Origin of the sequence: Dyadobacter sp. UC 10, from assembly GCF_008369915.1 — a bacterium.
GTDB lineage: Bacteria > Bacteroidota > Bacteroidia > Cytophagales > Spirosomataceae > Dyadobacter.
Map to the genome: position 1 here is coordinate 3,270,196 of NZ_VSRN01000001.1, position 19,493 is coordinate 3,289,688.

Below are 19,493 nucleotides of genomic sequence, written 5' to 3' on the forward strand. Positions count from 1 at the left end.
GACAAATTGCAAGTGATTTATGCTTTAAAGTTTATGCTTATGAAGTCTGAAAATATCCTTGTAATCGGGGCAAATGGCCAGATCGGATCTGTACTGGTTGAATATCTGCGGGAAATTTATGGCGTGGGCCATGTGATTGCTTCCGACATTCGGAAACCGGAAATTGAATCTGGTATTTTTGAGCAGCTTGATGCAACAAATGCACAAGCACTTTCGGCAATTGTTAAGAAATTTAAGATAACCCAGATTTATCACCTGGCGGCTATTCTATCGGCAAAAGGTGAGCAGGAGCCACTGAAAACTTGGGACATTAATATGCAAACCTATTTCAATGTGCTGGAAATAGCCCGCGAAAACCAGGTTGAAAAAATATTCTATCCTAGTTCGATCGCCGTTTTTGGCGAACAGGTTGACACCAAAGCAGAACAGTGGTCTTATCTTGATCCATCGACCGTTTACGGAATTAGCAAGGCGGCAGGAGAAAACTGGTCAAACTATTACTTTAAAAGGTACGGGCTTGATATCCGTTCGTTACGGTACCCTGGTATCATAGGATACCAATCCATGCCCGGCGGCGGAACTACCGATTATGCGGTCGATATTTATCATAAAGCAGTGAAGGGAGAGTCTTTTGAATGTTTTTTAAAATCAGATACCACGCTTCCGATGATCTATATTACCGACGCGATGGACGCGACGGTACGGTTGATGGAAGCGCCAAAAGAAAAAATTACAGTCAGGACAAGCTATAACCTGGCGGGAATCAGTTTTTCTCCGGAAGAAATCGCCACCAGTATCAAAGAGATCATCCCTGATTTTGATATTACTTACAAACCGGACTTTCGCCAGCAAATAGCAGCATCCTGGCCACAGGAAATAGACGACACGCAAGCCAGAAAAGACTGGGGCTGGCGACCAACCTATAATCTCGAAAAAATGACGCAGGAAATGATCAAAGAATTGACAAAGAAATACCAGACAGTAAAAGGGTAATAGTTACACCGGAAAAAAAGTAGTCAAGTATCAAACTCAGGTTTCTAATTGAGTCATTGTAATTGTCATCGAGTCATTGAGTCATTCGGTCATTCAATTATTCAGTCATTCAGTCATCGCACCGGCGGCCCGGTCAATCATTCATAAATCATGTACGGAAACATTCAGCAAGAACTGCAAAAAGAACTCGACGCGATCAAAGAAGCGGGTTTATATAAGAAGGAAAGAATTATTACCACGCCACAGTCGGCCAGTATTGCCACGACCGACGGCAAGGATGTCCTTAACTTTTGTGCAAACAATTACCTCGGACTTTCCTCTCACCCGGAAGTGATCAAAGCAGGTATCGAGGCGATCAACACGCATGGATTCGGAATGTCCTCGGTGCGTTTTATTTGCGGCACGCAGGATATTCACAAGGAACTTGAACGGAAGACGGCGGAATTCTTGGGCACAGAGGACTGTATTTTGTACGCAGCCGCTTTCGATGCGAACGGAGGTTTGTTCGAGCCGCTGCTAAACGAGCAGGATGCAATTATTTCCGACGAACTCAACCACGCTTCCCTCATTGACGGGATCAGGTTATGCAAGGCAAAACGCTTTCGCTACAAACACAATGATATAGCGGATCTGGAAACCCAGCTCAATGATGCAGCTGGAAGCCGCCGGATCCTGATTGTGACCGACGGCGTATTTTCGATGGACGGAACAATTGCGCAGCTCGATAAAATTTGCGACCTCGCCGAACAATATCAGGCAATGGTCATGATCGATGAATGCCACGCGAGCGGGTTCATGGGGAAAACCGGCCGCGGCTCGCACGAGTTCAGGAACGTTATGGGGCGAATCGACATCATTACAGGCACTTACGGAAAAGCGCTGGGTGGAGCCTCGGGCGGTTTTACAGCCGCTAAAAAGGAGATCGTTGAAATATTGCGCCAGCGGTCGAGACCTTATCTGTTCTCAAATACACTGGCACCCTCAATTGTCGGCGCTTCAATCAAGGTATTAGATCTGCTATCCTCGTCGACGGAGCTTCGTGATAAGCTGGAAAAAAACACCGCTTTTTTCAGAAAAGAAATGACGGAAGCCGGCTTTAATATTCTGCCAGGCGAGCACCCGATCGTACCGATCATGCTTTACGACGCAAAACTCGCACAGGAATTCGCGGCTAAATTACTCGACGAAGGCATTTACGTAATAGGTTTCTTCTACCCCGTAGTACCACAGGGAAAAGCAAGGATCCGTGTACAAATTTCAGCCGGCCACGAACAGGAACACCTGGAAAAAGCGGTGGCGGCATTCACGAAAGTAGGGAAAGAGCTGGGAGTCATTTGAAGGGAGGAAGGAAGAAGGGAGGATGGAGGAAAGGCGAAAGTAAAAAGTCCCTTCCCCCCTTCCTCCCTTCCTCCATCCTCCCTTTATCCCAACAACGACGCTTCCACGTGCAGGGATTGTAAAGTGGCATTTCCGTATTGTGTCACCATCGCTACGTCGGCGGCGTCCCTGCCGTGGCCTATTTCAATGCGGTAGCCTTCGGTTTTCTCCTGTACCGCGTCGAAAGTATACCAGTCTCCACCGATATAGACGTCGAACCAGGCGTGTAAGTCCATCACTTTAAGCCTGTCCAGATAGCCGACTGTCATGCGGGCCGGGATACAAAGGTTCCGGCACAATGCAATGGCAAGGTGGGTGAAATCGCGGCAAACGCCTATGCGGTTTCTAGCCAGATCCAGTGCGGTTGTGCTGGCGTCGGTAACACCATATTGATACGTAATATTTTTGTGTATCCACGTCCTGATCGCCTCAACCTGTTCGTAACCGGGAACCAGGTTTCCCGCTATTTCCATGGCCAGCATATTGATCTCATGGAGGTCCGACTGGCAGTAGCGGCTTGGTAAAATGTAATGCATCACTTCATCCGGCAGATCTCCGACAAGCACATAAGCCGGCGGCGGACTTGGGATCGGCTTGGTTGCGTTCACCTGCGCCTGTACTTCGGTCGTAATCGTTACCCTGCCTACCGGCAAAATTGTGCGTTGGCAAGGATTTCCATAAATATCGATATATTCTGAAAATGGCACCTGTGGCTCGATATTGAAGCCCTCCTGGATAATAGATTGGCCTTCCTGGCGACGGGGGCGTAACATGGTGGTTACTGTAGTGGGAGCATACACGTCGTACGTAAATATGCTTCTTCCCTGCATTTTCATGTGGAATCGATTTATGTTTAGTAAATATAGTGATAGGGTGCCACTTAAAAATTACGTGCCATTTATCTTGTCAATAAACCGCTATACGTTCTGAATTAAAACATATTAATACGCGTTTTCAGACTGGAATACTATTTTAGCATTCATAGGAATATGTAGCATTTAAATTTTTTATCTATGGCAGTTACCAAATGGATCGTAGACCCTGTACATTCTGAGGTTCAGTTTAAAATCAAACACCTGGTCATTTCAACGATCACAGGTTCGTTCAATAATTTTGAAGGAGGCGCAACCTCGGATATGAGTAATTTTGAGGATGCTGAAATTCACTTTTCGCTGGATGTGAGCAGTATCGATACGAATATTGAAGCCCGCGACAAGCATTTGAGGTCGGCCGATTTTTTCGATGCAGAGCAATTTCCGCACATCACTTTTCAATCTAATTATTTTCATAAGGTAAAAGGTGACAACTACAAATTGTCGGGCTTACTGACCTTAAAAGGTATTACGAAACCCATCGAGCTCGACGCCGAATACGGAGGCTCCGAGCGGGACGCGGAAGGTAAGTTAAGAGTTGGTTTTGAAGTAGAAGGAAGGCTGAGCCGGCAGGAATTCGGGCTGAATTATATGCAGCTCACAGATTCCGGCGGCCTGGTCGTCGGAGAAGATGTGAAGCTCATCGCCAATATCCAGCTTGTGAAGCAGTCTTAGACTGGAATTTAATAGCTATGAAAACCCGTCGGCTAAACTGTCCGGCGGGTTTTTTCATATATGAGGATATGAAGGGGTTGTTTTCCTTTTATATTTGACCGACTTAATCTTCAAAGTACGCTTCATGAGATTTCTTAGAATTCTGCTGCGGATCATTGGTTCGATCGTTCTGCTTTTGGTATTGATTCTCGCGGCGCTCGTCACCACGATGGACAAAACGCCTTACAGGGAAATGCCCTATTATGCGGAATGGAAGAAGATAATCAGTCAGGTCAAGACAGCGCCACCCGATTCAGCCGGTCAGCTGAGGGCAGGTTGGGCGAAAGTAAATATTACTCCCTCTTCACCGACCCCGACTGCGGGATATGGTAACAGAAAAGGCAAATTGTACACGGAAATTCATGACTCTGTTTATGTGAGAGCAATGGTGGTGGATAACGGGGCTTCGCTGGCGGCCATTGTTTCGGCCGACCTGCTTATTATTCCGCCTACCATAGTCAAAGTGCTGCAATCTCGTCTTACTGAAAAAGAAGTACCTTTTGATCAGGTGTTTTTTGGGGCTACCCACACACATAATAGTGTCGGCGGCTGGGGTACGGGCGTTTCTTCCTTATTTTTTTCGGGCAAATATGATCCTAAGATGGTCGATCGCCTGGCTGACGCATTTTACACAGCCATAGTGGAAGCGAAGAACAAGCTGCAGCCCGTTGAGCTGACCTATCTGGAGTCAGTTGATACGCTCGATATTCGAAACCGGCTGGTAGGAGAGGAAGGGGAGGTCGACCCGGAAATACGATCGGCCGCTTTTGTAACTAAAAAAGGCGAAAAGGCTATTCTAAGCTCCTTCGGGGCACATTCTACGGTTTTGGGTTCAAGAAACATTGTGCTTTCAAGAGACTATCCTGGCGCACTGGTGGATTCTCTGGAAAATGGGCGCTACAATTTCGCGATGTACATGGCGGGTGCAGTGGGCAGTATGGGGCCGATTGAAAAAGGTACTGACGATTTTGATGAAATAAAAAATCAGGCATTTGGCGTACAGAATGCGATTCTTTCACCGGCTACTTTAACAGAACCTTCCAAACAGCCGGTAATCCGGTCGCTTACATTACCTCTGCCGCTGCGTGAGCCAAGCCCCAGACTGACAATGAACCTGGTACTGCGCTCATGGGCCTTCAAAAAGGCATTCGGTGAATATCCGATTTTTGTAAAAGCATTACGGATCGGGAATATTTTAATGGTAGGAATGCCCTGCGACTTTTCAGGTGAGCTGGTGGCGGGCCTCGATGCCTACGCAAAAACGAAGGGATTAAACCTGATGGTAACCAGCTTTAATGGGGGTTATATCGGTTACATTACTCATGACAAGTACTTTGACCGGGATTTGTACGAAACCAAAACAATGAATTGGTATGGACCTTACAACGGCGCGTATTTCCAGGAAGTGATCAAAGATATTATTGATAAAATGTCCTAAACTGCTCAAACATGAAAGCATTTGTATTACTGATTTTTGGAATAATGAGTATTCAGGCAATCGCGCAGGCTCCCGTGAAGGTTGCAGTTGCAGGATTGACGCATGGGCACGTCGGCTGGATATTTAACAGATCCGATAAAAAGGATATTCAGCTGGTTGGTATTTACGAAACCAACCCCGAGCTGGTCAATCAGTTTGCTTCGAAATACAAGCTGGATAAAAAGCTATTCTATTCCGACCTCAACAAAATGCTGGATGAGACCAAACCGCAGGCCGTTTCTGCATTTGGTGCGATTAGTGAGCATATTATGGTGGTACGCGCGTGTGCGCCTCGAAAAATCCACGTGATGGTTGAAAAGCCGCTGGCCACGACTTTTGCGGATGCAAAGGAGATCCAGAAGCTGGCTGGTCAGAACGGGATACAGGTATTGACCAACTTCGAAACTTCCTGGTATGCGAGCAATCAATATGTGAAAGACCTGGTGGAGCAGGGAAAACTAGGCGAGATCCGCAAAGTAATGGTCAATGACGGTCACCAGGGACCAAAGGAAATCGGGGTAAGCAAGGAGTTTCTGGAAATACTCACTGATCCCGCTAAAAATGGGGCCGGCGCGCTGGTTGATTTCGGTTGTTACGGTGCCAATTTAATGACCTGGCTTTTGAAAGGCGAACGCCCCCTTTCAATTACGGCGGTCACACATCAGAATAAGCCGGAAATTTACAAGCAGGTGGACGATGAGGCTACTATTATTTTGCAATATCCCGAAGCACAGTGCGTAATCCAGGGTTCCTGGAACTGGTCCTTTGCGCGGAAGGATATGGAGGTTTTCGGAAACAAAGGTTACGCGGTCGCCGTAAACCCAACAGTTGTGCGTCAGAGGTTGCAGGAGAAAGCGCCGGAGGAAACGATCAGGCTTGACCCGCGCCCAGCTCCGTTTACTGATCCTTTTTCAGTATTAGCGGATGTGGTGACGGGTAAATTAAAATTGGAACAATACGATATGTACGGTTTGCCGGTGAATTTGACAGTGGTCGAAATCCTCGAAACCGCGAAGGAATCGGCGAAAACGGGCAAGACAATTTTCTTGAAAAAATAGACGAAAACATGGAGCCACGCTCAGTACGGTATTCACAGAGTACACTAACCGAATTAATGATACCTGCCTACGCTAATTTTGGCGGAAAAATACACGGTGGAATATTGCTTTCGCTGATTGACAAAGTGGCTTATACCTGTGCTTCGAGGCACGCAGGCGCCTATTGCGTAACTGTTTCTGTCGACGGTGTCGATTTTCTGCAGCCGGTCGAAGTAGGCGACCTGGTGTCGTTGCATGCGTCGGTGAACTATGTCGGAAGGACTTCGCTGGTGATCGGGATCCGTGTAATCGCTGAAAATGTGCGTAACCGTACCGAGCGGCATACCAATACTTCGTATGTTACGATGGTTGCGAAAGGTGATGACGATAAACCGACGGTAGTTCCGGAATTGCTTCTTGAAAACGAAGAAGATGCACGGCGTTTCCTTGAAGCGATCAAAAGGCGGGAACTCCGGGAGAGATATAAAGACGCATTTGATAATGCAATAACCCGGTTAGATGTGCAGCATAATCTGGACCAGCTAACCGGGCATCGATGTGTTGTGGGGTGGAAGCACGACTCTGATTAAAACCCGAAAAGCCCGCCCGATTTCTTGGTCCTGGACCGGGTGGTTTTCCCAAAAAGCATCCCGAAAACGCCCCGCACAACTTCTCTTCCTATTTGTTTTGCCAAAGGTGAGTTGAGCGCCTCAGAAATCATGCCCTTTTCTTCTTTCTCTTTTTTAACCTCCTGAACTTCCTCTTTCGCCTGGGCTTCCACCTTTGCATGCTCTTCCATTCGCCTGGTCAGCATTTCATAGGCACTTTCCGGATCGACCGGATCTTTATACTTCTGATACAAGCTCGACTGCTGCACGTGCTGGTCGTATTCTGCCTGCACCATCGGGCCCATAATGGAAGTAGGAGGCAGCAAATGCGTTGCGGCTACTTCCGTCGGGATTCCCTTTTCGTTGAGCACTGTAATAAGCGCCTGGCCTATTCCCAACGTTGTGAGTATCTGGTCGATCTGGTAAAAATCTGATTTTGGGTAGGTTTTTACAGTTTGTTTCAAACCATCCGCATCCTGCGGCGTGAATGCACGCAATACGTGCTGCACGCGGTTTCCAAGCTGAGAAAGTACCGAAACCGGAACATCCTGTGCCATTTGGGTACAGAAAAAAACGCCGACTCCTTTGGAACGTATCAACCTGATGACCTGCTCAATCTGATCGAGAAATGCTTTTGGAGCATCCTTGAACAATAAATGTGCTTCGTCGAGGAAGAATACTAATTTAGGTTTATCAAGATCGCCCGCTTCGGGAAGTTTTTGATACAGCTCGGCCAGGAGGCTCAGCATGAATGTGGAAAACAATGCAGGCTTGTCCTGAACGTCAGAAATATTCAGCAGGCTGATAATGCCTTGCCCGTCCACGCGGTCTATCAAATCGTTGATATCGAACGATCTTTCACCGAAAATACTTCCTACACCCTGTTGTTCGAGCGCAACGATCTTACGTAAAATGGTACCAGCGGTAGAGCTGGAAATACTGCCGTAGTCACCCTTAATTTCCGCCGCACCTGGGCCTTCCGATAAATAATTGAGGACCTTTTTTAAGTCATTCAGATCTACCATCGGTAAATCCTTGTCGTCTGCATATTTAAAAAGGATTGCCAAAACGCCCGACTGCGTATCATTCAGCTCAAATATTTTGGACAAAAGAATAGGGCCGAATTCCAGAATGGTAGCCCGCATCTGAGCTCCTTTCTGCCCACTAAGGGAATATAACTCAACCGGGTAACCTTTCGGCGTAAATACATTCCCGAGGACCTGCGACCGCTCCTCCAATGCCGCATTTGTCTTGCCAGGCTGCGCAATTCCTGACAGGTCTCCCTTAATATCTGACATAAACACTGGCACACCTGCAGCTGAAAGTTGCTCGGCGAAAACCTGCAGGGTGCGCGTCTTACCCGATCCTGTCGCTCCGGCAACGAGCCCGTGCCGGTTCATCATCCGGAGGGGAAGACTAACCTTTGCTTCGCCTATTATTTCACCATCCAGAATTGCAGATCCCAGGTGGATAACGGGCTTGTCTGTTTGGTAAGATTTCTGGATCGCGGCAACAAACTGTTCTTTTTTTGACACTGGAATCTCTGGTTTTAGGTTATGAAATGATATTTTACAAAATTTAAATGTTTCGTCAATAATCCAAGTCAGAAAGTCTATTTATTAGTAAATAATACTCTTTTGAGATATAGTATTACTTTTCGCATAGTTTTGTATTTGCAAAATATTATTAGGTATTTTGGTGGAACTGCTTAATAATTATTCTGAATATTTATTTTAGAGACTATAATTGCCGTTTATGCTTAGCCGAGTTGCGAATTCGATTTACTGGATGAACCGTTATATGGAACGGGTTGAAAATTATGCCCGCTTCGTAGGAGTTAACTTTAATCTGGCCCTGGATTTGCCGCCTGATGTGGACGAGCAATGGGAGCCGCTGCTGGTCGCCACGGCGGATCACTACCTCTTTTATAAGTACTACGACAAGCCCACCAAGGAGGATGTGATCCATTTCATGACCTTTGACAAGCGCAATCCCAATTCCATTATCAGCTGTCTTTATGAAGCGCGGGAGAATGCGCGGACGATCCGGGAGGCGATCTCGAAGGAAATGTGGGAAAGTATCAATACTTTTTACTTATCGATTCGTGCCACTTCACCTGATAATTTCCGGAATATGGACCATATGCAATCCTATTTCTCGGATATCCGCAAAAGCTGCCAGCTTTTTCATGGTGTCGTGGATACTTCTATAACCAGAAATGAGGCATGGCATTTCGGCAGGCTGGGACGTCATATCGAGCGTGGCGACAAATGTTCGAGGTTTCTGGATGTTAAATATTTTACGCTGCAGCAGGATTCTGGGACTTCCGGATCTACATTGGATCTGATGCTCTGGACAGCAGTTTTGAAATCTGTGAGCGCCTATAATATGTACCGGCAAACGCACCGGGCACTTACCTCAATGAATATAGTGGCGTTTCTGATCCTGGATAAGCTTTTTCCACGGTCGATCGCCTATTGCGTCCGTCAGGCCGAACTTTCGCTTTACGCGATCGGCGGGTCGATCCCGGAGCGGGGCCACAATAATCCGGCGGAAAGGGCATTGAGTAAAATCCGCAGTGAGCTGGAATTTACCGACGTGGAGGAAATCTTCAAGACGGGCCTGCATGATTACCTCGATACATTCCAAACCAAAAACAACGTGGTCGACAATGCAATTTTCGATATGTATTTCGGATTGGAAACCGGGCAATCGCAAAGCCAGTCGATGGGACAAACTTCCGGCCAGTTTCGGACACAATGGATGAACTAACCTCAGATTGCGCAACTACATACCTTCTTCAAAAGTAATGTGTCTGGTATTCAGAAAAATACGAGGATTTCAAAAATAACAGCTGGGGAGTCATATTCTAACCGGAAAGTCCCTTTTAGCAGACCGAAAGATAGATGGCGTTATTAGTTGTAGAAAAAGCTAAGGGCGGAGAGGGAAATTTCGTATTTTTGCAGCAAACAAAGAGATATACCAACACGTGACGTTAATTAAATCTATCTCCGGAATCAGAGGTATTGTAGGTGGCAAGTCCGGGGAAGCACTGACTCCGATTGATGTAGTAAAGTTTGCAGCTGCATATGGAACATGGTTGAGGCGCGCAAATCCGCAGAATTCCAAAGTTATCATAGGCAGAGATGCAAGGCTTTCCGGTGAAATGGTCAGCCGGCTCGTTGCCGGGACATTACAGGGTGTAGGCCTGAATGTAGTGGATCTCGGCTTGTCTACGACACCAACCGTCGAAATAGCGGTGACTGCGGAAGACGCGGCGGGCGGGATCATCCTCACAGCCAGCCACAATCCTATCCAATGGAATGCATTAAAACTGCTCAACCATCTCGGTGAATTCATTTCCGAGACAGATGGGGAAGAAGTGCTCCGGATCGCAAAAGAGGAAGATTTCATTTTTGTTGATGTCAAAAAGCTGGGCAGTTACAGTACGGACGATTCTTATCTTCAAAAGCATATTGACCAGGTACTTGCCCTTCCGCTGGTGGACAGGGAAGCGATCGCAAATGCAAATTTCAAGATTGTCGTAGATGCGGTCAATTCTACCGGCGGTACTGTTGTTCCTATGCTTTTAGAGGCACTTGGTGTATCGTCAAAAAATATCAGGAAGCTTAATTGCGAACCGACAGGGAATTTTGCCCACAATCCCGAACCGTTACCGGAACATCTCAGGGAGATCAGCAAAGAGCTGGACAATGGTTCTTATAACCTGGGTATCGTAGTTGATCCTGATGTGGACCGGCTGGCGCTGATGTGTGAGGACGGAACACCTTTCGGTGAAGAATATACACTGGTAGCAGTTGCGGATTTTGTTCTTAAAAACACACCTGGCAATACAGTTTCCAACCTTTCTTCCACAGCCGCATTGCGTGATGTGACTGTTAAAGCAGGAGGCTCTTATTTTGCTTCTGCCGTTGGAGAAGTGAATGTCGTCAATATGATGAAAGCCAATAATGCGGTCATCGGCGGGGAGGGAAACGGAGGGGTTATCTATCCTGAAAGTCACTATGGTCGTGATGCATTAGTTGGTATTGCGCTATTTTTGACGCATTTGGCAAAGTTTGGAAAAACTGCTTCCGTCATGCGCAGGTCTTATCCTAACTATTATATTTCAAAAAATAAAATAGAGCTGACTGCTGATATCGATGTGGACAACATTTTGAGCCGCATTCAGAGCAGATATTCAAAACAGCCACTCAATACAACGGACGGTGTAAGGATCGAATTCGATAAAGAATGGGTTCATTTAAGAAAATCCAACACCGAACCAATTATCAGAATTTACTCCGAGTCTGAAACGCAGACCACTGCAATGAATCTGGCTAATAAGATTATTTCGGATATCAAGGAGATTATTTCTGAGCCTAAAAACTGATTCAGAAATAGTAACAACAAGTAAGAACATGAAAGCATATCTGGACAACGCCGCTACTACCCAACTTGATCCGGAAGTTTTGGAAGTAATGCTTCCGATGATGACCGAGCAATTTGGTAACCCTTCTTCCATTCATGCTTATGGACGATCCGTACGTTCGGCCATAGAGCGCGCAAGGAAAAGTATAGCGGGTATCCTGAATGCCGCACCTGCGGAAATCTTTTTTACTTCGGGTGGTACAGAAGCAGATAATACGGCGATCAGGGGCAGCATTGAAACGCTGGGCCTTAAACATGCGATCACTTCGCGCATCGAGCACCATGCGGTTTTGCATACATTGGAACACCTTCAAAAAACCGGTGTCATCAAGCTGAGTTATGTAAACCTGAACGAAAAGGGTGAAGTAGATCTCGCGCACCTGGAAAATCTTCTGGCTACGAACAGCCGCTCACTGGTTTCTTTAATGCACGGCAATAACGAGATCGGAAACTTGCTTGATCTGGAAGTTGCAGGGGATATTTGTGAGCAGTATGACGCTGTTTTTCACAGTGATACCGTTCAAACGATGGGTCATTTTTCCCATGATCTGCAAAAACTGAAAACCAATTTTATCGTAGGCGCGGCACATAAATTCAATGGCCCGAAAGGAGTGGGGTTCCTTTACGTTCGTCCGGGAATCAAAATCGCGCCTTTCGTTCACGGCGGCGCGCAGGAGCGTAATATGCGGGGCGGAACTGAAAATATCTACGGTATCGTAGGTTTGGCCAAGGCGCTGGAAATTGCTTACCGGGATATGAATGCGCATAGAACGCACATTGAAGGTCTGAAATCAAGAATGATCGAAAGCCTCAAAAGTAAAATTGAAGGGGTAACTTTTAATGGAAATTCCGCGAACCTTGGGAATAGTTTATATACGGTACTGAGCGTAAGTTTGCCACCTTCGGACATTAGCGATATGCTGTTGTTCAATCTGGATATTGCCGGGATTGCGGTTTCGGGAGGCAGCGCCTGTTCAAGCGGGACTGAAATTGGTTCGCACGTATTGAATGAGCTTCAAATCGATCCCGAGCGGGCGAATGTCCGTTTCTCTTTTGGCAAATACAATACCGTAGCCGAGATCGACTATGCGGTTAATACCCTCGCAGATCTCTATAAAAAAGAAACCGTTACGCTTTAAGTTCTGCCGGTTTTGGCTGGCCGGTGATCAGGTCTTCCAAAGTCTCAATCCAGATATCGCTGTCATTGAGACTTTCTACAAGCTGCCAGTGCTGGCCACCTTCTTTCTCAAACAGCTCCTTATACTCTTCACCGACTTCGATGGTTGTTTCCAAACAATCGGCCACGAAAGACGGAGAAAATGCAAGCACATTCTTCACTCCCTTTTTGGTCAGCTCAGGAATCACTTCGTCTGTGTAAGGTTTGATCCATGGCGTTTTGCCCAGGCGTGACTGGAAGCAGGTCGTGTATTTTCCTTCTGGTATCCCTAACGCTTTTACCAGCAATCTTGTGGTCTCGTAACTCTGAGCGCGGTAACAATGCTGGTTACGGTGATCAAGCTGGTTGCAGCATTCTCCAAACTGGCAGAAACTTCCGGTAACATCTCCTTTTGTAATCTGCCGCTCAGGCAGCCCATGGTAGCTGAATACAAAGTGATCATATTCATGCGCAGCCATGTGTTTTTTTCCTAAGTCAGCAAATCCCTGAATAAATTTAGGGTGATCCAAAAAACGGTTAACAAAACGGATTTCAGGCAATACTTCCCAATCCTGTACTACCCGCATAACTTCTTTATAAACAGAACCCGTTGAAGCAGAGGCGTACTGGGGGAAGAATGGTACAACAATGATCTCGGAAAAGCAATGTTTGCGAAGGCCATTTAATGCGCCCTCAATGCTTGGGCTCTGGTAACGCATGGCGAGCTCCACCACATAGTCGTCGCCCAGGGCTTTCTGCAATTTTTCTTTTACTGAAAATCCATAAATTTTAAGCGGAGACCCCTCGGGCCGCCAGAGTTGCTTGTATACTTTGGCTGATTTCGGCGCCCTGAAAGGAGCGATGATCAGGTTGATCAGAAACCATCTGTTTAAATAAGGAATATCGATCACCCTTTCGTCCATCAAAAACTGGCGCAGGTATTTGCGAACATCCGGCACCGATGGGCTATCCGGCGTTCCGAGGTTTACAATGAGAACACCTGTTTTTTTAATTGATTTTGCAGACGTTGAAGCAGTTGGCTGTGCCAGGATATCAGTATTCATTATTGGTATTGAGTCAAATCCGGTAGTACTATTGAATAAATGTTTCCGGAGTTTTAAAAGTTCGAATTTGCAAGTATGATTATGATCACATTCCGAGCAAAATCTCCTTCAAAGCAGCCTGTGCCGACCATTCGCGATTGGCGGCCTGCTCAATTACGATGGATCTTGGTCCGTCGAGCACTTCGTCCGCTACCTTCATATTCCGGCGCAGCGGAAGGCAATGCATGAATTTTCCATTGTCGGTCAGTGCCATTTTTGCCTCGTTGATCATCCACGACGGATCATCAGTAAGTACCTGTCCGTAGCTTTGGTATGACGACCAGTTTTTACCATATACAAAATCAGCTCCTTCCAATGCCTTGTTTTGATCGTAAATCACCTGGCCTTTTCCTACGAATTCCGGTGCCAGGTCGTAGCCTTCCGGGTGGGTGATGACCAGCTCCACATCCATTGGGTTCATCCATTCGCAGAAAGAGTTGGCCACGGCTTGCGGTAATGCCTTAAAATGGGGCAGCCAGGTCAATACCACTTTTGGGCGCTGCTTTATTTTAAATTCTTCAATCGTAATACAATCTGCGAGTGATTGCAAAGGATGCCGCGTCGCCGATTCCAGATTTACGATCGGTACTTCGGCATATTTTTGGAATTGTCTGAAAACAATCTCAGCATAATCCTTTTCTCTGTCCTGCAAACCTGCGAATGAGCGGATACCGATGATATCGCAATAGCTGCCGATCACCGCAGCCGCCTCTTTTACGTGTTCGGCTTTGTCTCCATTCATGATCACACCCTCTTCCATTTCCAGCCCCCAGCCGTCTTGCCCCACATTCATGGTGATCACATTCAGGCCCAGGTTTTGGGCTGCTTTCTGGGTACTTATCCGTGTCCTTAAACTTGAATTAAAGAAAAGCAGGCCGATCGTTTTGTTTTTCCCCAAATCAATGTCGGCAAATGGATTCCGTTTGGCGGCAATTCCGCTGCTGATAAGCTGATTGAGATCAGTGACGTCGTTAATGGAAAGAAAGTGGTTCATTCAGTTTAGTATTCAGAGAGTATTGTATCTCGGCCGGGCCGATTAAGGTTAATATTAAATGCTTGCGACTGCAACCTCTTTCTTCAAAGCTTCGAGGAACAGGTCTGCTTCTTCTTTGCGCAATGCGAGCGAAGGCAACAAACGGATTGTATTCGCACCAGCCACGCCGGTAAACATTTTATGTTCGAAAAGCAGTTTGTTACGCAGGTCTTTTACAGGAAAATCAAACTCAATACCAATCATCAGCCCGCGACCTCTCAGCTCCTTATAACCGCCTATTTTTTCTATTCCTTTAAAAAGATAGCCGCCAATCTCAGCTGCATTTTCGATCAGGTTTTCTTCTTTCATAATATCCAACACCGCCACACCTGCCGCGCAAGCCAAGTGGTTACCCCCGAAAGTAGTACCCAAAAGTCCGTAGCTGGCTTTGAACTTGGGAGAAATCAAAATACCGCCGATCGGGAAACCATTGCCCATTCCTTTGGCCATGGACATAATATCAGGCTCAATGCCGCTGAACTGGTGCGAGAAGAATTTGCCGGTCCTGCCGTAACCGCATTGCACGCTATCCAGTATTAAAACCGCGCCCGTTTCGTCGCATTTACGTCTTAGTGTTTGCAAAAATTCGTCTGTGCAAACGTGGATGCCGGCTACGCCCTGAATACCTTCTACGATCACCGCGCAAACTTCGTCGGTAATCCCTTCTTCCGCAGCATTTCCATCATTGAAGGGAAGGAAAGTAACGTGCTCCTTGTAATTGACGGGCGCGACGATGGAAGGATTATCGGTAGCAGCAACCGCGCCGGCTGTGCGGCCGTGGAATGATTTGGTAAACGAAATTACCTTTTTGCGGCCGTTGTGAAACGAAGCCAGTTTCAATGCATTTTCATTCGCTTCGGCACCCGAGTTGCAAAGGAAAAGTTTGTAATCAGGGTAGCCAGACATTTCACCGAGCTTCACAGCCAATTCTTCCTGCAGGGAGATCCTTACGGAATTGGAGTAAAAGCTGATCGCATTCAGCTGGTTAGTCAGTTTTTCAACATACTTGGGATGGCAGTGGCCGACCGAAATCACCGCGTGACCGCCGTAAAGGTCAAGGTACTCAGTGCCATTTGAATCCCACAAATAACTTCCCTGTGCCTTCACAGGCTCAATATCGTAGAGGGGATAAACATCAAATAAATGTGACATTTTATTTCTATTTTAAGAGACAACAGTCAGGTTTTCAACCCTTTGGAAGTGTTCCAGATTCAATGTTTTGACTGGTAAGTGAAATGTGATCGCCGAAGCGGCAATGAAAATATCGCGAAATTCTATCATTTGGTTTCGCCTTCGCAGTTGATGATAGATCTCAGCTGCATTAACAGCTACTTTCTCTGTGAATGGCAAAACTGGAATTCCATCTAAAAGCAACCTGACGTCATTCTTTTTCTCTTCACTTGTCGCACCGATCATGAGCTCGTAAACAGTCACAGCAGATACAAAAAGTGAGGCTTCATTTGGTAGCGAAGCTAATACAGTCCGGGACTTGTCTGCTTTTCGCAGGTATTCTATAAATATTCCTGTGTCAATTACCATTCCGGAACCTTCCAGGTATTAATGTCTTTTGAATTGGCTTCCATCGCTGCAATATCCTGTTCGCTCCATGTGGATACGCCTTTGATCTTCTCCTTCCAAGCTGCGAGATTTCCATCAGATTTTCTTACTTTCTGCTGAATCAGAAGTGTATCGGCATAGGCAAGTAATTGTCTGCGATGCGGTTCGCTCAACTGATCAAATGTCTGAAGTAAATCTTCCATAGATATTGTAATTACAGTCTGCTGCAAAAACTACAAAAATAACATAATAGCCTAAAACGCCGGTGCTTTCAACCGTAACCCGGCGTCTTCAGGCAAGTTGAATGCGATATTCATATTTTGCACTGCTTGTCCTGATGCGCCTTTGGTAAGGTTGTCTATGATGCTGGAGACCAGCAGCTGACCATCATGCACTTCCAGGTGTACCAGGCACTTATTCGTATTTACAACCTGTTTCAGATCGATCGGGGAGTCGCTGACGTGGGTAAACGGGTGCGATGCGTAGAAGCTTTTGTAAATTACTTTTGCTTCTTCCAGAGAGCCTGCAAATGCTGTATAAACATTGGCCATAATACCTCTTGTAAAATCCCCGCGGTAAGGCACGAAATTTACAGCTTCCGAAAAACCTGCCTGCAACTTGCTGATACTCATTTTAATCTCAGTCAAATGCTGGTGCGTAAAGGCTTTATAGATAGACATATTGTTATTTCTCCATGTAAAATGGGTGGTCGCACTCAGGGCCTGACCCGCTCCCGTACTTCCGGTTACTGCACTTACGTGAACTGCATCTTTGATCAATCCTGCATCAGCCAGCGGCAAAATCGCCAGTTGGATACTGGTGGCAAAGCAGCCCGGATTTGCGATTTTCGTTGCAACCTTAATTTTATCGCGTTGCAATTCCGGCAGACCATATACAAATCCATCCGTTTCTGGTCTGAAATCGGTACTCAGGTCGATCACTTTCACAGTTTCAGGCAGCGAATGTGCCTCTAAAAACTTCTTCGATTCCCCATGTCCCGAGCAGAGAAATATAGCATTTAACTCCTCTTTATTCAGCAATTCCTGAATATCATCTCCTGAAAAAACCAGGTCGGTATCTCCCAGCAAATCGGTGTGTGTAGCATAAACCGGCTTCCCCGCCTGACTTTTGCTGTGCGCGAAGGCAATATTTACATGAGGGTGGTTGATTAAAATTCTAATCAGCTCTCCACCAGTGTAACCAGCCGCGCCTATTATTCCTATATTGATATTACTCATTTATAATCCAGTTTTCAATCTGAAGTCTACCAACTCTTTCAAATTCCTTGACATTGTTGGTGACCAAAATTAATCCATGACTTAATGCATGTGCTGAGATCAGCAGGTCATTTGCTCCGATCACCTTCCCCTTACCTTCCAAATCAGCCCTGATAGAAGCATACGCTGCTGCTGCGGCAGAGTCGAAGTCGATAATTGTAAACGGTTTGAGGAAAGCTTCCAGAGCTGCTTTGTTCCTTTCCTTCAACTGACTTTTTTCAACACCATACCAAAGCTCCGCGACAACAATAGAAGAAATCGCGATCTCCTTTAATTCCAATGTTTGCAACTTATGCAGTACTTCAATCGGCCGTTTCTTTATAATGTAGGCTACAATATTGGTATCCAACAGATATTTCATTCGAATAAATTTTCAGATTTATCGAGAGGTGGCTGGATACGTTGAGTTAAATAATCGTCAGAAAAATCAGCAATGTCATTCCACCATTTCACTAGCCCGGTTTCAACATCAGCCTGCTGTTTTCGTTTCTCCAAAATAGACTCCATATATTCATAAAGCTCCTGAAGAACGTCAGCAGGTAGTTCCTGGACTTTCCTTTGGATTTGGCTTTGAAGTTCTATCTTGGTCATATTCAGTTATTGGTTCGATTCCGTCACTTTCTGATAAATCATTACCTGATTCGACGCTACTTTTGAGAAGCCACGTACATCGTCGCCGGTCCAGGCATTGTTCATTTCGCCATAGCTTCCGAATTTCGAGGACATCAGGTCAAATGGTGACTCAATTCCCTCAATATGAAAGCGGTAGGGTGCCAGGAAAACGTGAACCTTCCCAGTTACGTGAGACTGTGTGTCCGTCAGGAATGTTTCGATATTGCGCATTACCGGCTCCACAAACTGACCTTTATGCAGCAGGCTTCCGTACCAGTTGGAAAGTTGCTCTTTCCAGTAAAGCTGCTGCTCGCTCAAAACGTGTTTTTCCAAAGTATGATGCGCTTTGATAATGATCAGCGGCGCGGCGGCTTCAAAACCTACACGACCTTTGATGCCAATAATGGTATCGCCCACGTGAATATCGCGACCGATTCCAAAAGGCTGTGCAATAGCCGTCAGTTTTTGAATTGCGTGAACGGAATCTTCAAAAGTTTCTCCTGCTACACTTTTCAGTTCACCTTCAACGAATTCAAGCGTAATTCGCTCAGGTTCAGTTTTGGTAATCTGGGTTGGCCAGGCAGATTCAGGCAGGTACTGTTCTGAGGTCAGCGTTTCTTTGCCGCCTACTGACGTGCCCCAAAGTCCTTTGTTAATGCTGTACGCAGCTTTCGCCCACTCGCGACCAACGCCTTTATTGGTCAGATATTCAATTTCAGCTTCGCGTGAAAGTTTGAGATCCCTGATCGGAGTAATGATCTCAGCTTCGGGAATAATGATCCGGAATGCCATATCAAAACGCACCTGGTCATTTCCCGCACCGGTACTTCCGTGCGCAATCGCATGGGCCCCTATTTCCTTGGCATATTCAGCTACTGCGACGGCCTGAAAAACGCGCTCTGCACTTACAGAAAGCGGATAAGTGTTGTTTTTAAGGATATTCCCGAAAATGAGGTACTTAATGCAATCGTTATAATAATCACTGGTTTTCGAAATCGTTGCATGCTTTTTAACGCCCAGTGAATAGGCATTTGCCTCAATGGTTTTGAGTTCTTCGTCCGAAAAGCCGCCAGTATCCACCAAAACTGAATGGACTTCGTAACCCTTGTCCTCGGCTAAATATTTTACACAAAAGGAGGTATCTAATCCTCCGCTAAACGCTAATACTACTTTCGGTTGTGACATTATGATTGGTATGGTTCTGACTGGATTCTTAAATGGAGGTACAAAGTAAACAAAAAAATAC

The 19,493-nt window shown here is 46.1% G+C and carries 20 protein-coding genes; 9 read left to right on the plus strand and 11 right to left on the minus strand.

The window, feature by feature from the left end; translation table 11 throughout:
- Window positions 1–39: 39 nt before the first annotated feature.
- Together FXO21_RS13560 and kbl are read left to right on the plus strand one after the other, a co-directional pair.
- Window positions 40–993 (plus strand): NAD-dependent epimerase/dehydratase family protein, encoded by a 954-nt coding sequence (locus FXO21_RS13560; RefSeq protein WP_149640571.1) that lies wholly within the window; start codon window positions 40–42, stop codon window positions 991–993.
- Between the two features lie 150 nt (window positions 994–1,143).
- On the plus strand, window positions 1,144–2,331 hold the full coding sequence (gene kbl, locus FXO21_RS13565; RefSeq protein WP_149640572.1) for a glycine C-acetyltransferase: 1,188 nt from the start codon (window positions 1,144–1,146) through the stop codon (window positions 2,329–2,331).
- Between the two features lie 83 nt (window positions 2,332–2,414).
- On the opposite strand, the gene FXO21_RS13570 is transcribed toward kbl, so the two are convergent.
- Complete coding sequence (locus FXO21_RS13570; RefSeq protein WP_149640573.1) at window positions 2,415–3,206, minus strand: transglutaminase domain-containing protein; 792 nt, start codon at window positions 3,204–3,206, stop codon at window positions 2,415–2,417.
- Between the two features lie 177 nt (window positions 3,207–3,383).
- Between FXO21_RS13570 and FXO21_RS13575 the strand changes: the two genes are divergently transcribed.
- The 4 genes from FXO21_RS13575 to FXO21_RS13590 all read left to right on the plus strand — a co-directional run bounded on the left by FXO21_RS13575 (window position 3,384) and on the right by FXO21_RS13590 (window position 7,060).
- Window positions 3,384–3,917: a YceI family protein gene (locus FXO21_RS13575; protein WP_149640574.1), complete on the plus strand. Its 534-nt coding sequence runs from the start codon at window positions 3,384–3,386 to the stop codon at window positions 3,915–3,917.
- Between the two features lie 124 nt (window positions 3,918–4,041).
- Window positions 4,042–5,394 (plus strand): neutral/alkaline non-lysosomal ceramidase N-terminal domain-containing protein, encoded by a 1,353-nt coding sequence (locus FXO21_RS13580; RefSeq protein ID WP_149640575.1) that lies wholly within the window; start codon window positions 4,042–4,044, stop codon window positions 5,392–5,394.
- 11 nt (window positions 5,395–5,405) lie between these two features.
- Entirely contained in the window at window positions 5,406–6,491 is a 1,086-nt protein-coding gene (locus tag FXO21_RS13585) for a Gfo/Idh/MocA family protein (RefSeq protein WP_149640576.1), read from the plus strand.
- A gap of 8 nt (window positions 6,492–6,499) precedes the next feature.
- On the plus strand, window positions 6,500–7,060 hold the full coding sequence (locus FXO21_RS13590) for an acyl-CoA thioesterase (RefSeq protein ID WP_149640577.1): 561 nt from the start codon (window positions 6,500–6,502) through the stop codon (window positions 7,058–7,060).
- Here the strand turns inward: FXO21_RS13590 and FXO21_RS13595 are convergent.
- On the minus strand, window positions 7,057–8,613 hold the full coding sequence (locus FXO21_RS13595) for a helicase HerA-like domain-containing protein (protein ID WP_149640578.1): 1,557 nt from the start codon (window positions 8,611–8,613) through the stop codon (window positions 7,057–7,059). The genes FXO21_RS13590 and FXO21_RS13595 overlap by 4 nt on opposite strands.
- Before the next feature lie 220 nt (window positions 8,614–8,833).
- Between FXO21_RS13595 and FXO21_RS13600 the strand changes: the two genes are divergently transcribed.
- From FXO21_RS13600 to FXO21_RS13610, 3 genes are all read left to right on the plus strand, one after another.
- Window positions 8,834–9,850: an alpha-E domain-containing protein gene (locus FXO21_RS13600; RefSeq protein ID WP_149640579.1), complete on the plus strand. Its 1,017-nt coding sequence runs from the start codon at window positions 8,834–8,836 to the stop codon at window positions 9,848–9,850.
- Between the two features lie 217 nt (window positions 9,851–10,067).
- A complete protein-coding gene (gene glmM, locus FXO21_RS13605) occupies window positions 10,068–11,471 on the plus strand; it encodes a phosphoglucosamine mutase (RefSeq protein WP_149640580.1) in 1,404 nt (467 codons plus the stop codon).
- 28 nt (window positions 11,472–11,499) lie between these two features.
- Entirely contained in the window at window positions 11,500–12,648 is a 1,149-nt protein-coding gene (locus FXO21_RS13610; protein WP_149640581.1) for a cysteine desulfurase family protein, read from the plus strand.
- Here FXO21_RS13610 and hemH read toward each other — a convergent pair.
- From hemH to FXO21_RS13655, 9 genes are all read right to left on the minus strand, one after another.
- The gene (gene hemH / locus FXO21_RS13615) at window positions 12,638–13,729 is read right to left on the minus strand and encodes a ferrochelatase (protein ID WP_149640582.1); all 1,092 of its coding nucleotides are present in this window, start codon (window positions 13,727–13,729) and stop codon (window positions 12,638–12,640) included. The two genes, FXO21_RS13610 and hemH, sit on opposite strands and share 11 nt — an antisense overlap.
- An 85-nt stretch (window positions 13,730–13,814) precedes the next feature.
- On the minus strand, window positions 13,815–14,762 hold the full coding sequence (locus FXO21_RS13620; RefSeq protein WP_149640583.1) for an N-acetylornithine carbamoyltransferase: 948 nt from the start codon (window positions 14,760–14,762) through the stop codon (window positions 13,815–13,817).
- Between the two features lie 54 nt (window positions 14,763–14,816).
- Window positions 14,817–15,953 (minus strand): aspartate aminotransferase family protein, encoded by a 1,137-nt coding sequence (locus FXO21_RS13625; protein ID WP_149640584.1) that lies wholly within the window; start codon window positions 15,951–15,953, stop codon window positions 14,817–14,819.
- 12 nt (window positions 15,954–15,965) lie between these two features.
- Complete coding sequence (locus FXO21_RS13630) at window positions 15,966–16,340, minus strand: type II toxin-antitoxin system VapC family toxin (protein WP_225865676.1); 375 nt, start codon at window positions 16,338–16,340, stop codon at window positions 15,966–15,968.
- Window positions 16,334–16,561 carry a hypothetical protein gene (locus tag FXO21_RS13635; RefSeq protein WP_149640586.1) on the minus strand — a complete coding sequence of 76 codons (228 nt, stop codon included), beginning with the start codon at window positions 16,559–16,561 and terminating at the stop codon, window positions 16,334–16,336. The genes FXO21_RS13630 and FXO21_RS13635 overlap by 7 nt, the downstream gene beginning before the upstream one ends.
- 51 nt (window positions 16,562–16,612) lie before the next feature.
- Window positions 16,613–17,596 (minus strand): N-acetyl-gamma-glutamyl-phosphate reductase, encoded by a 984-nt coding sequence (argC, locus tag FXO21_RS13640; RefSeq protein WP_149640587.1) that lies wholly within the window; start codon window positions 17,594–17,596, stop codon window positions 16,613–16,615.
- Window positions 17,589–17,996 carry a type II toxin-antitoxin system tRNA(fMet)-specific endonuclease VapC gene (vapC, locus tag FXO21_RS13645; RefSeq protein ID WP_149640588.1) on the minus strand — a complete coding sequence of 136 codons (408 nt, stop codon included), beginning with the start codon at window positions 17,994–17,996 and terminating at the stop codon, window positions 17,589–17,591. Before vapC ends, argC begins: the two co-directional genes overlap by 8 nt.
- Complete coding sequence (locus tag FXO21_RS13650) at window positions 17,993–18,226, minus strand: hypothetical protein (RefSeq protein ID WP_149640589.1); 234 nt, start codon at window positions 18,224–18,226, stop codon at window positions 17,993–17,995. Before FXO21_RS13650 ends, vapC begins: the two co-directional genes overlap by 4 nt.
- Before the next feature lie 6 nt (window positions 18,227–18,232).
- Entirely contained in the window at window positions 18,233–19,432 is a 1,200-nt protein-coding gene (locus FXO21_RS13655; RefSeq protein ID WP_149640590.1) for an argininosuccinate synthase, read from the minus strand.
- Window positions 19,433–19,493 lie beyond the last annotated feature (61 nt).

Excerpts from the sequence above, each read along its gene's own strand:
- FXO21_RS13560 (WP_149640571.1), top strand. The coding sequence starts at position 40 with ATGAAGTCTGAAAATATCCTTGTAATCGGGGCAAATGGCCAGATCGGA.
- kbl (WP_149640572.1), top strand. The coding sequence starts at position 1,144 with ATGTACGGAAACATTCAGCAAGAACTGCAAAAAGAACTCGACGCGATC.
- FXO21_RS13570 (WP_149640573.1), bottom strand. The coding sequence starts at position 3,206 with ATGAAAATGCAGGGAAGAAGCATATTTACGTACGACGTGTATGCTCCC.
- FXO21_RS13575 (WP_149640574.1), top strand. The coding sequence starts at position 3,384 with ATGGCAGTTACCAAATGGATCGTAGACCCTGTACATTCTGAGGTTCAG.
- FXO21_RS13580 (WP_149640575.1), top strand. The coding sequence starts at position 4,042 with ATGAGATTTCTTAGAATTCTGCTGCGGATCATTGGTTCGATCGTTCTG.
- FXO21_RS13585 (WP_149640576.1), top strand. The coding sequence starts at position 5,406 with ATGAAAGCATTTGTATTACTGATTTTTGGAATAATGAGTATTCAGGCA.
- FXO21_RS13590 (WP_149640577.1), top strand. The coding sequence starts at position 6,500 with ATGGAGCCACGCTCAGTACGGTATTCACAGAGTACACTAACCGAATTA.
- FXO21_RS13600 (WP_149640579.1), top strand. The coding sequence starts at position 8,834 with ATGCTTAGCCGAGTTGCGAATTCGATTTACTGGATGAACCGTTATATG.
- FXO21_RS13610 (WP_149640581.1), top strand. The coding sequence starts at position 11,500 with ATGAAAGCATATCTGGACAACGCCGCTACTACCCAACTTGATCCGGAA.
- hemH (WP_149640582.1), bottom strand. The coding sequence starts at position 13,729 with ATGAATACTGATATCCTGGCACAGCCAACTGCTTCAACGTCTGCAAAA.
- FXO21_RS13620 (WP_149640583.1), bottom strand. The coding sequence starts at position 14,762 with ATGAACCACTTTCTTTCCATTAACGACGTCACTGATCTCAATCAGCTT.
- FXO21_RS13625 (WP_149640584.1), bottom strand. The coding sequence starts at position 15,953 with ATGTCACATTTATTTGATGTTTATCCCCTCTACGATATTGAGCCTGTG.
- FXO21_RS13630 (WP_225865676.1), bottom strand. The coding sequence starts at position 16,340 with ATGGTAATTGACACAGGAATATTTATAGAATACCTGCGAAAAGCAGAC.
- FXO21_RS13635 (WP_149640586.1), bottom strand. The coding sequence starts at position 16,561 with ATGGAAGATTTACTTCAGACATTTGATCAGTTGAGCGAACCGCATCGC.
- argC (WP_149640587.1), bottom strand. The coding sequence starts at position 17,596 with ATGAGTAATATCAATATAGGAATAATAGGCGCGGCTGGTTACACTGGT.
- vapC (WP_149640588.1), bottom strand. The coding sequence starts at position 17,996 with ATGAAATATCTGTTGGATACCAATATTGTAGCCTACATTATAAAGAAA.
- FXO21_RS13650 (WP_149640589.1), bottom strand. The coding sequence starts at position 18,226 with ATGACCAAGATAGAACTTCAAAGCCAAATCCAAAGGAAAGTCCAGGAA.
- FXO21_RS13655 (WP_149640590.1), bottom strand. The coding sequence starts at position 19,432 with ATGTCACAACCGAAAGTAGTATTAGCGTTTAGCGGAGGATTAGATACC.